The sequence below is a fragment of the Acidovorax sp. GW835-FHT14G06 genome (assembly GCF_058793595.1).
The window spans coordinates 257,824-272,002 of record NZ_JBXAGA010000001.1 but is presented as its reverse complement, the minus strand read 5'-3'; the positions used below and the strand labels follow the sequence as shown (position 1 = coordinate 272,002).

12 protein-coding genes and 1 pseudogene are annotated in these 14,179 nt (G+C 64.1%); 4 read left to right on the top strand and 9 right to left on the bottom strand.

Annotated features, from left to right (window positions below):
• The first annotated feature begins 33 nt into the window (after positions 1-33).
• Positions 34-381, top strand: coding sequence for a nuclear transport factor 2 family protein (locus AC1Q64_RS01185; RefSeq protein ID WP_492250166.1), 348 nt, complete (start codon positions 34-36; stop codon positions 379-381).
• 167 nt (positions 382-548) lie between these two features.
• Here AC1Q64_RS01185 and AC1Q64_RS01180 read toward each other — a convergent pair whose 3' ends face one another.
• From AC1Q64_RS01180 to AC1Q64_RS01165, 4 genes are all read right to left on the bottom strand, one after another.
• Positions 549-1,085 (bottom strand): hypothetical protein, encoded by a 537-nt coding sequence (locus AC1Q64_RS01180; protein WP_492250165.1) that lies wholly within the window; start codon positions 1,083-1,085, stop codon positions 549-551.
• Positions 1,086-1,205: 120 nt separating this feature from the next.
• Positions 1,206-1,979 (bottom strand): YkgJ family cysteine cluster protein, encoded by a 774-nt coding sequence (locus tag AC1Q64_RS01175; RefSeq protein ID WP_492250164.1) that lies wholly within the window; start codon positions 1,977-1,979, stop codon positions 1,206-1,208.
• A complete protein-coding gene (locus AC1Q64_RS01170) occupies positions 1,976-3,466 on the bottom strand; it encodes a sensor histidine kinase (protein ID WP_492250163.1) in 1,491 nt (496 codons plus the stop codon). Before AC1Q64_RS01170 ends, AC1Q64_RS01175 begins: the two co-directional genes overlap by 4 nt.
• Entirely contained in the window at positions 3,447-4,145 is a 699-nt protein-coding gene (locus tag AC1Q64_RS01165) for a response regulator transcription factor (protein ID WP_492250162.1), read from the bottom strand. Before AC1Q64_RS01165 ends, AC1Q64_RS01170 begins: the two co-directional genes overlap by 20 nt.
• A 152-nt stretch (positions 4,146-4,297) precedes the next feature.
• Between AC1Q64_RS01165 and AC1Q64_RS01160 the strand changes: the two genes are divergently transcribed.
• Positions 4,298-4,720: a tripartite tricarboxylate transporter TctB family protein gene (locus tag AC1Q64_RS01160; protein WP_056067517.1), complete on the top strand. Its 423-nt coding sequence runs from the start codon at positions 4,298-4,300 to the stop codon at positions 4,718-4,720.
• Positions 4,721-4,730: 10 nt separating this feature from the next.
• A complete protein-coding gene (locus AC1Q64_RS01155; RefSeq protein WP_056744313.1) occupies positions 4,731-6,245 on the top strand; it encodes a tripartite tricarboxylate transporter permease in 1,515 nt (504 codons plus the stop codon).
• A gap of 44 nt (positions 6,246-6,289) precedes the next feature.
• On the opposite strand, the gene AC1Q64_RS01150 is transcribed toward AC1Q64_RS01155, so the two are convergent.
• From AC1Q64_RS01150 to AC1Q64_RS01135, 4 genes and pseudogenes are all read right to left on the bottom strand, one after another.
• Positions 6,290-8,593, bottom strand: coding sequence for an ATP-dependent DNA helicase (locus AC1Q64_RS01150; protein WP_492250161.1), 2,304 nt, complete (start codon positions 8,591-8,593; stop codon positions 6,290-6,292).
• Positions 8,590-9,483 (bottom strand): hypothetical protein, encoded by an 894-nt coding sequence (locus AC1Q64_RS01145; RefSeq protein WP_492250160.1) that lies wholly within the window; start codon positions 9,481-9,483, stop codon positions 8,590-8,592. Before AC1Q64_RS01145 ends, AC1Q64_RS01150 begins: the two co-directional genes overlap by 4 nt.
• 636 nt (positions 9,484-10,119) lie before the next feature.
• Positions 10,120-11,100: pseudogene (locus AC1Q64_RS01140) on the bottom strand (IS481 family transposase).
• Positions 11,101-11,234: 134 nt separating this feature from the next.
• Entirely contained in the window at positions 11,235-12,125 is an 891-nt protein-coding gene (locus tag AC1Q64_RS01135) for a LysR family transcriptional regulator (RefSeq protein ID WP_492250159.1), read from the bottom strand.
• A gap of 92 nt (positions 12,126-12,217) precedes the next feature.
• Between AC1Q64_RS01135 and AC1Q64_RS01130 the strand changes: the two genes are divergently transcribed.
• Positions 12,218-12,826, top strand: a complete 609-nt coding sequence (locus AC1Q64_RS01130; protein WP_492250158.1) for a short chain dehydrogenase — start codon at positions 12,218-12,220, stop codon at positions 12,824-12,826.
• 54 nt (positions 12,827-12,880) lie between these two features.
• On the opposite strand, the gene AC1Q64_RS01125 is transcribed toward AC1Q64_RS01130, so the two are convergent.
• Positions 12,881-13,774, bottom strand: coding sequence for a PhzF family phenazine biosynthesis protein (locus AC1Q64_RS01125; protein ID WP_492250157.1), 894 nt, complete (start codon positions 13,772-13,774; stop codon positions 12,881-12,883).
• Between the last annotated feature and the right edge of the window lie 405 nt (positions 13,775-14,179).

Genomic DNA, 14,179 nt, shown 5'->3' with positions numbered 1-14,179 from the left:
AGGGGCGACGCAGCAGGCCTGCGGCATGGTGCGATGGACACCACGCACGAACACCTGCGCCAAGTGGCCGATGCGTTGATCGCCGCCACCAATGCGTTTGCGGTGGAGCGGGTGCTCGCCCTTTTTGCGCACGATGCCGTGATCGACGACCCCTCCACGGGCCACCGTTTTGATGGCCATGCTGGAATACGCCGCTATGTCGAACAGTACTTCGTCGGCTACCAGACGGTGACCCGGTTCCTGTCGATGCAAGGCCCGGGGCCGCGGCGCGCGAGGGTGTGGGTGGACTTCACGGGGGACTTTGGTCACGAGATCGGCAACCTCGACATCACCGTGAATGCGCAGGGCCTGATCGCCCGGCTGGATGCCGACCTGGAATGAGCGGTGTGAATGGCTTGGCTGCGCGACGGCCCTCAGGGCTGGCGTGCGGCACCAGGCTGTACAAGGCCGCGCTGGGCTGTGTGGATGCGGAATTTGATCAAAAACAGCCTGAAACGCTAGTGAATCATGCGGTAGTAGCTATCAAAAAGAGAGCGTTCTGATCAGGCTCAACGCGGCAAGCACCCCGCAAAGCCCCTGGGCCCTGCTGCCGAGACATCCGCCAGCGTCACGGCCTCCAGCCGGTCGTTCTGCCCCGGTATCTTGGTCAGCCGCTGGCCGTTCTGCCAGCGCCACTGGGTGCCGTCAAAACTGTAGATGAAGGTGTGCGTGCGGTTGGACAGCAGGTGCGCGGGGGTGAGGGTGATGGCCTGGGCTGCGGCTTCGGTGGGTGCGTGGGCCTGGGCCTCGTTGTCCTTGATGACGAGCTTGCCTACGTACGGTGTCACGGTGGATTCGGTGCGAGTGACTTCGGGCTGGACCAGGGCAGGGCTGTAGCCGGTCAGGGTCCAGTCGCCCGCGGCGCCGGGCAGTACATGGGGTTGCCGTGCGGCCAGGAATTGGGTGCACGCGGTGGTGATGGCATCGAAGCTGGTGGTGGCGGGGCCGGTGGCTTCGGGCTTGCTGCAGCCTGCCAGGCCCGCCACCATGGCGGCAGCGGCTGCCAGGTGGAGGGGGGTGCAGGAGCGGAGGGTGGGCTGGGTCATCAGGCGTGAGGCGGGGGTTCGTCGAGAAGTTCGGCCGCACGGCCAGGCTGCTGCGGGGCTGGCTGCATTGTGGGCGGCTGGTTGCGGTGGGTCTTGACGGACATCAAGGCGGGTGGGCTTTTACGGCAATGTGGTGGGCAGGGCCAGCGCGCCTTCGTCACCCCGGTACCAGCGCAGCAGAGCGCTGGGGGCGTGGAGCGGTGTACCGTCCAGGGCTGCCAGCACGGCGGCGTTGAGTTCGTGGGCGCTGGCAGGCAAGGGCTGGTCGCGGTAGGCCAGGGCGGTGCCGGCCATCAGAGCTTCGGCGTCCACCAGCAGGCGCAGGTTTTGCGGGATGGTGGGCGATTGCTCTGCACAGTGCGCAGCCGACAAGGAATGCGCCTTGCGGCAGGCGGCGGGGCGCACGCTGTAAATGGCGCACCGATCATGGACGAGAAAGCTGCAGGGCTGGCGCGTGGTGCCCGCGCTTGCCGCCGCCACGTGCTGCTGCAGGCGCAGCGTGGTTGTGGCCTGGTCCGCGCCGGGCAGCGTGCGCAGGTGCTGGGCGATGCGCAGCACCTCGGGCTCCGTCGCCTCCACGCGCAGGTGGCAGCAGTGCGCACACCCTGCCTGGCACGCTGGCTGTGGGCCGGTGGCGCGGGCTTGTTCTGCCACGGTATCCAGGCCCTTGTGCAGTTGGGCGATGAAATCGACGGCGGCCTGGGCTGCGGGCTCGGTGGCTTCGGCGGCCTGGGTGGCGGCATTGGTGTCGGTGCCATGGGCTGCTGCGCCCTGCATGGCGTGGGCCTGCACCGCCCGCAAGGTCCGCCCGGCCGCGCTGCGCACGCGGGCGATGGACTGCAGGAAGGCCGCTTGCTCTGCCTCGGTCAGTGCTGGGTTGGGCGGGCTCGTCATGGGGTTGTGGGGAGCGTGCTGGAGGGGGCAGTCGCATTGGGCGCCAACGGCAGCCACACGCAGGCCGCCAAGCCAGATCCGTCGGTTGTGTCGCTGGCTGCCGCCAGTTCCAGCCGTCCTTCCATCAGCTGCACATACCGCGCCACGATGGCCAGGCCCAGCCCTGCACCCTGGCCCAGGCGCTGGCCCTGGTCGCCCTGCGCCCAGCGCTGTTGCAGCTGCTGCGCCAGCGTGGCATCCACGCCGGGGCCGTTGTCGGTCACGCGCAGCACGCCAAAGCCGGGCTCGGTGTGCAGCGCCACGGTGATGCGGGGCGGCGTGCCGCGCCCGTAGCGCAGTGCGTTGTCCAGCAAGTTGTTCAGGATGCCTTCGACCAGCGCTGTGTTGCCCCGCACCACCACGGCGTGGTCTAGCCCCTCGGCGCCCAGGTCCACCCCCAGGGCATCGGCGCGTGGCAGGTAGCGCAACAGCACGTCGCGCACCAGCGTGTGCAAGGCCAAGGGCTGCAGCGTCAGCGCGATGCCACCCTCGGCCGCACGGGCCAGGGCCAGCAACTGGTCCACGGTGCGGCTGGCGCGCTGTTCGGCTTGGGCGATGCCCTCGATTTCGCTGCGCCAGACGGCCGGGTCGTTGTGGGCCAGTGCGTGGGCGGCCTGGGCGCGGATGCCAGCGAGCGGAGTGCGCAGCTCGTGCGCCACGTTGCCCGCAAATTCGCGCTGCGCATGCAGGCTTTGCTGCACCCGCGCCAGCAAGCCGTCCAGGGCCACGCCCAGGCGTTGCACGTCGCTGGTGCTGGCTTGTTGTGTCAGCGCGGGCGGCAGGGGTTGCAGATCGGCAGCGTCGCGCTGGTCCATGGCGTCCTGCAGTGCACCCAGCGGATGCAGGTCGCGCTCTATGCCGCGCAGCAGCCACGACCCCAGCACCACCAGCAGCCACAGCTGGGCCAGGCCCGAGTACACCAGCAGCCTGCGCAGCAGCTGCGTGCGCTCGGCGGTGGTCTGCGCCATGACGACGGTGAAAGAGGGCGGCCCCGCAATCTGCAAGGTGGCGCGCCGCAGCTCGCGCCCGTCTTGCGAAAGCTGCGAAAAGGCGTGGCTGCTGCCCGCCGCCACCACACCCGGCGCCAAGTGAGGGTCGCCAGCGATGAAGCTGCCATCGGGCGCGTACACCGCAAACCATACGGTTTCGCTCTGGTCAAAACGCAGCAGACCCACCTCGCGCGGCGTGAGGTCCAGCCGCAAAGGGTCGCGCGCAGGATCTGTCGGCTGGCCGCCGCGCACATGGGCGGCCACGGCGTGTGCGTCATCGAGCAACGCTCGGTCAAATGCCTCGGCCACAAAGTGGTTGCCCACGCCCAGCACCACCGTGCTGCCCAGCCCCCAGATCAGCACCAGTGACAGCAGCACGCGCCGGCCGATGCGCTGGCGCAGGTCGGGCGGCTGCTGGTGCAGCGGTGCGGGGCCGGTTTCAGGACTGGCCAACGTCATCCTCTAGCACGTAACCCAGCCCGCGCAGCGTGCGAATCGCCGCGCCGCTGCCCGCAATCTTGCGCCGCAGGCGGGAGAACGAGGCCTCCAGCGCGTTTTCGCCCACCACCTCACTGCCGTCCGACAGGCGCGAGGACAAGTCGCCCTTGCTCAGCACACGGCCGGGCGGGGTCATCAGCTCCCACAGCAAATCGAACTCGCGCGCGGGCAGCTCCAGCGGTTGCCCGGCCACGCTGACGCGGCGCGCCTGGCGGTCCAGCACCAGCTGGCCCACGGTGACGATGTCGGCGGTGCCGCTGGCGCGCCGCAGCAGCGCGCGCAGGCGCGCTTCCACCTCTTTGAGTTCATAGGGCTTGCCCAGATAGTCGTCGGCGCCGGCGTCCAGCCCGGCAATGCGCTCCTCGGTGCTGTCGCGGGCACTGAGCACCAGCACGGGGGTGCGGTCGCCGCGCGCACGGGCGCTGCGCAGGGCGGTGAGGCCGCTGCCCAGGCCACTGCGCGCGTGGGCAGCGTGGGGCAGGTTCAGGTCCAGCAGCACGGCGTCGAAAGCCTGTACCGCCCACCAGTGCTGGGCTTCTTCGACGGTATGGGCCAGCTCGACACGGTGGCCCGCGTTTTCGAGGCCCTGGGCCATGGTGCGGCTGAGCACCGAGTCGTCTTCCACCAGGAGGAGGCGCATGGGGGTCGGGGTTCTACGTGAAATTACGCATGGCCAAGATCAGCCTGCGATCAGGTTCGATGGAGATAGTCTGCCCGTCAGCATACCCCAGCCCTGCGCGCCGTTTGCACCGCCGGATGGGGTCGTCCAGCCTATCAGGAGACAACCTTTACATGATCAACCGCAATCTACTCAGAGGCTTTGCCCTCATGGCTTTGGCGCTGGGCTTTGGCCTGCCGTCCATGAGCTATTCGCTGGGGACGCTCGGCCGCGCAGGGCCGGGCATGTTCCCGTTCATCGTCAGCTGCATGCTGTTTGTGATCGGGGTCATCACCGTGGTGCGCGCGCGCCTGGTGGCTCCGGTGCCCATGGACTTCCAGGTGCGCAACATCGCCATCATTCTGGGCAGCCTGTGTGGCTTTGCGGCGCTGTCGCACTTTGTGAACATGATCGCGGGCATCGTGTTTCTGGTGTTCTGCTCGGGGTTTGCGGGTACGTCGTACTCGTGGAAGCGCAACCTGAAGATCGCTGCGGTGCTGGTCGGCATCGCGTTTGCATTCCAAAAGCTGCTGGGCGTGAGCCTGCCGCTGTACTGAGGTCGCCGCCATGGAAGTCTTGAACAACCTCGCGTTTGGCTTCAGCCACGCGCTGACGCTGCAGAACCTGATGTTCTGCGCCCTGGGCTGCACGGTGGGCACCCTGGTGGGCTTGCTGCCGGGCCTGGGCCCGCTGGCCACCATCAGCCTGCTGCTGCCGCTGACCTATTCCATCGACACCACCGGCGCACTCATCATGCTGGCCGGTATTTACTACGGTGCGCAGTACGGCGACAGCGTGAGCGCCATCACCATGAAGATCCCGCATGCGAGCAGTATCGTGGCGTGTATCGACGGGTATGCGATGACGCTGAAAGGGAAAACGGGGCTGGCCCTGTTCACCGCCGGGTTCTCCAGCTTCATCGGGGGCACGGTGGCCATTGTGGTGCTGGCGTTCCTGGCGCCCAGCCTGGGCGAGGTGGCCTTTTTGTTCGGCCCTGCCGACTACTGCGCGCTGATGCTGGTGGGTTTTGTGTGCGTGAGCTTTGTGACCACGGGCAGCCTGCTCAATGGCCTGGCCATGTGCATGGTGGGCGTGCTGCTGGGCTCCATCGGTACCGACGTGAACAGCGGCCTGGCCCGCTTCACCTGGGACGCTCCGTTCCTGGCCGACGGCGTGGGCATTGTGAGCATTGCGCTGGGCTGCTTCGGCATTGCAGAGATCGCCAAGAACCTCGACTCGCGTGAAGAGCGCTCGCCCTTCAACGGCAAGATCAAGCTCATGCCCACCTGGCCGGAGTTCAAGCGCATCATCCCCAGCGCCCTGCGTGGCAGCGTGGTGGGCTCCATCCTGGGCATCCTGCCCGGCGGCGGCCCCGTGATCGCCCAGTTTGCGGCCTATGCGCTGGACAAGAAGGTCAGCAAGTACCGCCACGAGATCGGCACCGGCTGCATCGAAGGCGTGGCTGGCCAGGCTGCAGCGGACGAAGCGGCTGCACGCACCAGCTTCATCCCGCTGATGAGCATCGGTATCCCCGAGAACGCCGTGATGGCGCTGATGATGGCCGCGTTCATCATCAAGGGCATCCAGCCCGGCCCCAACATGATTGCCGGCCACCCCGAACTCTTCTGGGGTCTGGTCGCCAGCATGTGGATTGGCAACTGCTTCCTGCTGGTGCTGAACGTGCCGCTGGTGCGCTACTGGCTGTCGGTGTTCAAGATTCCGTACAACGTGTTGTTCCCCGCGATCTTGTTCTTCTGCTGCATTGGCACCTACAGCATCAACAACAACCTGGACGACGTGTTCATCACCGTAGCGTTTGGTGCGCTGGGCTACCTGTTCATGCGGCTGGAGATGGACCCCTCGCCGCTGATGCTGGGCTTCATCCTGGGCCCCATGCTGGAAGAGAACTTCCGCCGATCCATGCTGCTGTCGCGCGGTAGTTTTGAGGTGTTCATCAACCGTCCTATCAGCGGCACGCTGATCAGCCTGATCGCCGCATTCGTCTTGTGGCAAACGGTGGCGTTTTTCCGCCAGCGTGGCAAGGCCAAAGAGCTGGTGGTGACGGAGCCCGTTGCATCCTGAAGATTGACTCTCTGTGTGCCGCTTTGGCGGCCTTTTTTTGTGGGTCACCCCACCTTCCACCACGGGGGCAGCAGCGCACGCACCTGCGTCTGCGCAAACCGGTCGTCCATGAGGTGCACCACGCCCTCGTCGCTGGGCGTGCGAATCACGCGGCCAGCAGCCTGCACCACCTTTTGCAGGCCGGGGTAAAGGTAGGTGTAGTCGTAGCCCGCGCCAAACAGCGCCTGCATGCGCTCGCGGATCTGCTCGTTGACGGGGTTGACCTGCGGCAGTCCCAGCGTGGCCAGAAAGGCGCCGATCAACCGCTTGCCCGGCAGGTCGATGCCCTCGGCAAACGCGCCACCCAGCACTGCAAAGGCGATGCCCTGGCTGCTGTCGGTAAAGCGCGCCAGAAAATCGCGCTGCTCGCCCTCCAGCATGCGGCGCGACTGGCACCAGTGCGGCACGTCGGGGTGTTGCTGCGCAAACAATGCGGCAGCCTGCTGCAGGTACTCATAGCTGCTGAAAAACGCCAGGTAGTTGCCGGGCCGCTCGCGAAACTGCTGCGCCATCAGCGTGGCGATGGGTGCCAGCGACGCCGCGCGGTGCGGGTAGCGCGTGGAAATGTGGCGCGCCACCTGCACCTGCAGCTGTTGCGCGGCAAAGGGCGATTCCACATCCACCCACATGTGGCCTTCGGGCAGGCCCAGCAGGTCGGCGTAGTAGCGCGAGGGCTGCAGCGTGGCCGAAAACAAGGTGCTGGTGTGTGCCGCTGCGAGGCGGGGTTGCAGAAAGGGCGCGGGCACCACGTTGCGGATGCAGACCACGGAATCGCCGGGTTTGGAGGACCGCTGGTGGTGGGCGGCAGAAGCCTGGGTGATGTCCACCGTCGAATGCGCATCGAGCAGGTCGGCCATGCGCTGCAGGTGCAGGGCGTCAAAGTAGAACGCCTGCAGCGCGCCGTCCGGCTCTGTGGGGTGGTCTGTGAAGTGCTCGGTGAGGGTAGTGGTGCACTGCTGCAGCGCGGCCAGCAGCTTGTCGGGGAAGTCGCTCAGCACCGCATAGGGGGCGGTCTGCGCCTTGTCCAGCGCCACCCAGGCGCGGCGCACCTTGTCCAGCGCCTTCTTCACCGGTGCATGCTGCGCAGCGGTGGGGCTGCTGCGGGCCTGGGCCAGGGCTGCGGGGTGCAGCTCGGCGGTGAACATCTTGCGGCCGCGCTCCACCAGGTTGTGCGCCTCGTCCACCAGCAGCGCCGTGCGCCACTGGTTGGCCTGGGCCAGGCCGTGCAGCAGGCCGCCCAGGTCAAAGTAGTAGTTGTAGTCGCCCACCACCACGTCGGCCCAGCGGGCCAGCTCCTGGCTCAGGTAGTAGGGGCAGACATCGTGCTGCAGGGCTACCTCACGCACGCGGGCTTGTTGCAAAGCGGTGACGGTTTTTCCTTCGATGGTGGTGGCCACCGCAGCGGCGCGTGCAGCAGGCAGCCGGTCGTAAAAGCCCCGGGCCAGCGGGCAGGATTCGCCGTGGCAGGCCTTGTCTGGGTGTTCGCACGCCTTATCGCGCGCCACCAGCTCCAGCACACGCAGCGGCAGTGCGGGTGCGCTGTCGGACAGGCGCGCCAGCGCATCCAGCGCCATCTGCCGCCCCGAGGTTTTGGCGGCCAGAAAGAACACCTTGTCGATGTGCTGCGCAGGCGCAGCCTTGAGCAGTGGGAACAGCGTGCCCATGGTCTTGCCAATGCCCGTGGTCGCCTGGGCCAGCAGGCAGCGGCCCGCCACTGCCGTCTTGTACACGGCCTCGGCCAGCGGGCGCTGGCCGATGCGAAAGTCGCCAAAGGGAAACGCCAAGGTGGTCAGTGCCGCATCGCGTGCGGCACGGTGGGCCACCTGCTGTTCGGCCCAGGCAATGAAGCGCTGGCACTGGGCCTCGAAGTGCTGGCGCAGGTCGTCGGCGCTGCAGTGTTCGGTGAACACCGTCTCTTGCTGCGTGCCCACGTCCAGATACACCAGCGCCACGTCGATGTGCGCCAGCTGCTCCTGCTCGCACAGCAGCCAGCCATACACCTTGGCCTGCGCCCAGTGCAGGTGGCGGTGCGATGCGGGTTGGCGGTCCAGCCGCCCTTTGAAGGTCTTGACCTCATCGATGCGCTGCTGCGCGGGGTCGTAGCCATCGGCCCGGCCGCGCACGCGCAGGCTTTGGTAACTGCCGCTCAGTGCCACCTCGGCGCGGTAGCCTGCACCCCGGCGCGACGCTGCCAGCGCATGACCCGCCATGCCTTCCAGCGCAGTGGGCGCGGGCGTAAAGCGCAGGTCCAGGTCGCCCTGCTTGGCGGTGAACTCGCACAGTTCGCGCACCGCCACGGTGTAGGTCATGGCGGGGTGGTCGGGGTGTGGGTGGCGGGAGGAGCAGGCTCGCCCAAATGGGTCTGAGTCATGTCGTCATCGCTGCGCAGCGGCGTGGCCTTGCAAAGCGCCATCCACACCGAAAAGGGCAGGGTGCAGCGGTTGTGCCGCGCGGGGCGCAGCAGCTCAAAGCGCCCGTCCTCCACACTGCCATGTAGCACCCAGATGCCGAAGTGCTCAGGGATCTCGTCGGGCTCGGCAATGCCCGCCGGGAAGACGTAGTAGCACTCCTCGCACAACCACTGGTAGGCCTGCCGCTTGGCGTCGTGCCGCAGGTCCGACAGCAGGTCGGCCCGGCTCGCCTTCACCTCATGCACCATGGGCTGCAGGTAGGCGGGCACCGAGGTGTTGCGCACCGAGAAAAGATCAGGCCGGGCCATGCGCCACACATTGGCAGCGGCGCGGGCGGCCGGGGCATGGTCATCGTCGGCCCACAGGGGCGCCATGGCGGGTGCCGTGTTGGCAGGCGCATCAGGCGTGGCAGCAGGCACCACCACATCCCCCATCGGCACGCTGTCGATCACCGCACGCAGCGACAGCTCGGCCCACACGATGCGGCCCGCCGCCAGCAACTGCGCCGCAAACTTCTGCCCCAGCCGGTCGTGCAGGCTCAGCGCCCGCACGCTGCGCTGGCGGGCTTGTGCCAGCGTGCGGATCCCTTCGTCGGTGAGGCGCAGGGTTTCGCAACCATCGGGCGCAATGTGCTGATTGATGAGGCCCGCAGCCAGCAGGTCAATCTCCAGCCCATCCTTGCACGGCCACCCCGCCGAGCGCCAGATCTGCATCAGGCGGGTGCGGTGAAAGCGGGTGATGGTGGTGGAGGGCGGGGAGTCTGAGGTGGGGGAGGTCAGCACCGTCATGGTGGGGGGGATGGGCTGGCGTAGCACTGATTTTAATCACAGTGTCTGGCGGGTGCTGCTTTTTGGATGAGAGGACAGGGGGTAGCAGAGAAATATGGGTCGAATTAGCCCCTGCCGCTCTATGGGTAAGCGCTAGTAGCTATTGAAATAGGAGCGTTCTCGCTATGACATTCCGAGAGGGCAGAAATGAGTCTTATGGGGCTTGAATGAGGATGCTCTTGCCCTGCGTGATGCAAGCAGTCGGAAGCTGTTGTCATATGGCCGTCCATGCGGAGGGCAAATTAAGAGGGGCTGCGAGAGGCTGCAACGCAGCGATTGGAGCCGGTCGCCGCCGTCAGGCGCGCTCTCGGTATCCCCCATCAAGCCGACGCTCGATTCGGCCGCCAGCGCTGGCACGGGCGGCAGCTATGCGATGTACAGCTGACCTCGGGTCGCTGCCGAGTGGCCTCGATGCTCCGACGACTGCTCCCCTGCAGCGCGTACTGGTGATACCGACCCGCCAGAGCCATTCGGCATGGGAGAGGCGATGACAGCAGTGCATTGAAACCCGTCATCTAGCGCGAATCAAGCCCAGTTGGCTTGTCACCCCTTCAATGGCGAAAGACGGTCGCGGCGATGCGACTCTGAATCACCAACTTAAGCATTGAGGCAATACGTGTCAGGTCCCGGGTGATTGACCACCCTCTTGGCGAATAAATCTGGATGGCTGACTTGCCATTTCTTGAGCGCCTGGATCGGCGTGTTCAGGTCCAGAGCGCGCTGGGGCAGATGCTCGTTGTAGAGCCAGACGAAGCGGTGCAGCGTCGTCTCCAGATCATGTGCGCTGTTGAAGCGGTGCGTCTTGAGCACCTGGGCCAAGCGCCCATTGAAGCGCTCGACCATGCCGTTGGTCTGGGGGTGTTTGGGCTTGGTCAGTCGGTGATCGATGTCCAGTGCTAGGCACAGCGCGTCGAACTCGTGTTCCCCGCTGGCGTCCTTCTCGCGCCGACCAAATGCACGATCGGTGAACTCGCGCCCGTTGTCAGTCAGCAGCGTCTTGATCTTGAACGGCGCAGCCTTGTGCAAGGCATTGAGGAACGAGCGCGCTACTGCGGCGGTCTTCTTGCTCTTGATGGCGATGAACACCCAGCGCGTGGCCCGATCGATGGCCACGAACACGTAGCGCCTATCTGCCTCGTCTTCCATCTGGGGCAGGTACTTCACGTCCATGTGGACGTAGCCCGGCTCGTAGGCTTTAAAGCTCTTGACCTGGGTCTTCTCGACTTCGGGCTCGGGCAAGCGGTTGACGCCACGCCGACGCAGCAGCCGGTCCAGCGCAGAGCGGCTCATCGCCGGCTCGATGAACTCCCGCACCACCGCCAGCAGGTCGTCCAGCGACAGGCGCAGGTGCGTGCGCAGATAGACGACGATCTCCTCCTGGCCGGCATTGAGCGTGGTCTGCAGCCGGTGAGGTGTGTGGCTGCCATCCTCGACCGTGCTGCGCTTGCGCCACTTGCGGATCGTGAATTTGCCGACACCGAAGCGCTACGCCAATTCGGTCTCAGTGCCGTGGGCCGGCTGGATCGCCAAGCGTGTCGCAGGCGTCGTCGTAGCGTTCTTGTGCAAGCTGATCAGCATCGTGCCCTCCGCTGGTTCAAGTCTGCCAGAAGGCCCTTCAGGACCTCCCGGCCCACAAGGATCGCATATCGTCCGCCGAGGAGCCATTCATCCGGGACTCGACAAATACGCTGCATCCCCTGCGTGACTTATAACTAAGTCGACGCGGCCAGTTCTTCGACCACTCGGGCAAGCCAATCTCCGGCTGCACTACCCAAAGCTCTGCGATGCCGCCCCATAACCACATTAAAACTCAGGGAAGACATGTCTATATCCATCACCTGAAAGCCTCCAGCGGCGGCAATTGCCGAGGGTACAAAAGCTAATGTGTCGTTCACGCGCATAAACGCCTGCAGAGACGTGTAGCAGGGCAAAGTGGCAATCACGGTGCGACTCACCTTCTGGGCGCCAAGGAAATCATCCAATCGGCTTCCCAAATTGCCTACACCGCTGGCGAAATCCACATGGGGATGGGAAGACACATCGCCTAGCTCTTTTATCTGCCGAGAGAGAATCGAATCTTCCCGGGCGACACAGCAGTAATGATCGCGTCGCAGCGTTTTTCGTACCAGTCCTGAATCGACGTAGTCAGAAAAACCAATCACCAGATCAGCCTCCCCTTGCTCCAGCATTTTGGCATGTTGAGTAGGATTGAAGTCAATGACTTCAAGCTTCACCCCGGCTGCGCGTTTGCGCATGAGCAGCGAGAGCGACGGAATGATAGACAGTTGTGCATATTCATTTGCGATGACCCTGAACACGTACTCGCTCGTTACAGGATCGAATGGGAATGAATTGAAAACACCGTCGACCTCTTCTATTATTTTTTCGAATTTGGCTGCTAGTTCATACGCGTAGTCGGTTGGCTGTAGGCCTGCGCTCTGCCGCAGGAATAACTCATAGGGAAAGACTTCACGCAAGCGCTTAAGGTAATTGCTGACCGCCTGTTGCGATATCTCAAGTTGCTCAGCAACGCGAGAAACGTTTTTCTCGCGCACGAGATGAAGCAAAACCCGCATGTGCCTTACATCGATTCTTTCTGTCATTTGAGTTGTATCTCATACAAGCCAATCGTGATTGGCATTGTATCCGTGGGTGCCTAAAGTACTGGTTCCCAAGCATTTAACCAAGCATTTCTATGAAAACTGTAATTTTGATTGGCGCCCAAGGGCATATGGGCCAAGCCGCTATGACAGGCCTCAAGAAGCACAATGTCATCACCGCCAGTCGCTCAGGCACAGGCTGCGACCACAAGGTCGACATCACCAGCAAGGCGTCGATCAGGGCGTTGTTCGAAAAAGTCGGGTCGTTCGACGCCGTCGTCAATACAGTTGGCTACTGCGAATACGCCAACTTCAGCGAAATGACCGATGAGCAGTGGGACACGACTATCCAGAGCAAGATGCTCGGCCAGATCAATCTGGTAAATGTGGGTCTGAACTACATCAAAGACGGCGGTTCATTTACGCTGATTTCGGGCATTCTCAATGTCAAACCCATTCCCATGGCCATCGCGGACGCTACCACGAGCGGCGCCATCGACACCTTCGTACAGTGCGTAGCGCACGAGCTTCCACGCCAGGTTCGCATCAACGTAGTCAACCCCACAGTTCTGGAGGAGGCATGGGATGTCTATGGGGAAATGATGCCGGGCTTCCAACCCGTCCCTAGCGCGCTGGTAGGCAAAGCCTTCGAGCGTTCGGTTGATGGCTTCATCACCGGCAAGGTGATATTCGTCGATGCCTGACGAAGCGCCCTTGCTTTATTGATGGCTGGTCAAGGCATTTCAATCCCGAGATCTTCATCCACGACTTGCAACTGAGCCTGGGAACTGCACCTGTCCGCGTATCAATGTCTTTGTCGCACCGCCGATCCAGATGCCATCAGCCATGGTCGAAACGCGAATCCGGCAGGGACGATCCAGAGCAGTGCCTTGGCTGAACGTGTAGGAGCTGGGTGCTTGACCGGTCTGTGCGAACCACTGGGCAATGCCCGCTGCAAGACTGCCCGTTGCCGGATCCTCGGGCAAGCTGTCGCCTGCGATGAACGCGCGGAGTTCGAAGTCCACCTCGCCGTCGCACGGCGGACTGCGCCACGGTGCCAAAACGCCGATGGCCAGCCCATCAAGTTGAGCGAAATCGGGTTTCAGGGCCAGCAACTTGTCGCGATCATCGATCATCAGGGCGAGCCAACCAGCACCGTTGTCCACCCATTGGGCAGACACCAGGCGCGCCCCGACAGCCTGAAGTCTCAACCCGGAAGACACCCGTTCCAGCAACGACGCGTCAATGAGCCCAGACCTGATGAGAGGCGGGGCTCTGAAGGCAAGCCCCTCGACCGAGCGCCGCAAAGTCACCAGGCCGACACCACACTGCTGCACGTAGTCGCGCAGAGCCTGATGCCCGGTCTTCTCCAACCAGGCATGGCAGGCACCCAGTGTTGGATGACCTGCAAAGTCAAGCTCGTGCAGCGAAGAGAAGATGCGAAGGCGGTAGTCAGCCAGGGGATCCGTAGCCGTCAGTACGAAAACCGCCTCGCTGAGATTGGTCCATCGCGTGAAGGACAGCATCTCGGCATCGGAGAGGTTATCTGCATCGAAGACAACACCCACGGCATTCCCCTTGAATGCCGTGCCATTGAATACATCGACGACGGCGTAGGAATGGCTCAATGGGTGGGGTGGGGTATCAGTCATCAGCTTGGAGTATCGAGGTTCGAAGGGGATGTCATGAATTGCCCCGAGGCTCGTTTGTCGTAACTGCGCTGCAAGTCGAACCGGAGTCTGCCGCGAAACCCCGACCAGCGAGCTTCATCCTGGGCCGCGCCAGTCTGACATTGGAGTCCGCTTTCCGCCTTCAAGAGCCATTCGAGTTCGAGCATCAGATGGCCGCTGATGGCCGTTATGCAAGTCTTTCCATAACGGCCAGGAGCTGTCAGTCGCTACAGTCGGCGTTCCGGCTTTCCAGTCGAATCCGTCGCAGCCTCCCACCGCCGCGACAGCATCGATAACGTAGGGTCTGCGTACCGTGCCTCAACGCACGGGCAGGCGCGCGCATCGCATAGCAGCGTGCAGGCTGATTCCGTCATGGTCAGCGCATAG

Coding starts and splice junctions, on each gene's coding strand:
- AC1Q64_RS01185 (WP_492250166.1), top strand. CDS start 34: ATGGACACCACGCACGAACACCTGCGCCAAGTGGCCGATGCGTTGATC.
- AC1Q64_RS01180 (WP_492250165.1), bottom strand. CDS start 1,085: ATGACCCAGCCCACCCTCCGCTCCTGCACCCCCCTCCACCTGGCAGCC.
- AC1Q64_RS01175 (WP_492250164.1), bottom strand. CDS start 1,979: ATGACGAGCCCGCCCAACCCAGCACTGACCGAGGCAGAGCAAGCGGCC.
- AC1Q64_RS01170 (WP_492250163.1), bottom strand. CDS start 3,466: ATGACGTTGGCCAGTCCTGAAACCGGCCCCGCACCGCTGCACCAGCAG.
- AC1Q64_RS01165 (WP_492250162.1), bottom strand. CDS start 4,145: ATGCGCCTCCTCCTGGTGGAAGACGACTCGGTGCTCAGCCGCACCATG.
- AC1Q64_RS01160 (WP_056067517.1), top strand. CDS start 4,298: ATGATCAACCGCAATCTACTCAGAGGCTTTGCCCTCATGGCTTTGGCG.
- AC1Q64_RS01155 (WP_056744313.1), top strand. CDS start 4,731: ATGGAAGTCTTGAACAACCTCGCGTTTGGCTTCAGCCACGCGCTGACG.
- AC1Q64_RS01150 (WP_492250161.1), bottom strand. CDS start 8,593: ATGACCTACACCGTGGCGGTGCGCGAACTGTGCGAGTTCACCGCCAAG.
- AC1Q64_RS01145 (WP_492250160.1), bottom strand. CDS start 9,483: ATGACGGTGCTGACCTCCCCCACCTCAGACTCCCCGCCCTCCACCACC.
- AC1Q64_RS01135 (WP_492250159.1), bottom strand. CDS start 12,125: ATGACAGAAAGAATCGATGTAAGGCACATGCGGGTTTTGCTTCATCTC.
- AC1Q64_RS01130 (WP_492250158.1), top strand. CDS start 12,218: ATGAAAACTGTAATTTTGATTGGCGCCCAAGGGCATATGGGCCAAGCC.
- AC1Q64_RS01125 (WP_492250157.1), bottom strand. CDS start 13,774: ATGACTGATACCCCACCCCACCCATTGAGCCATTCCTACGCCGTCGTC.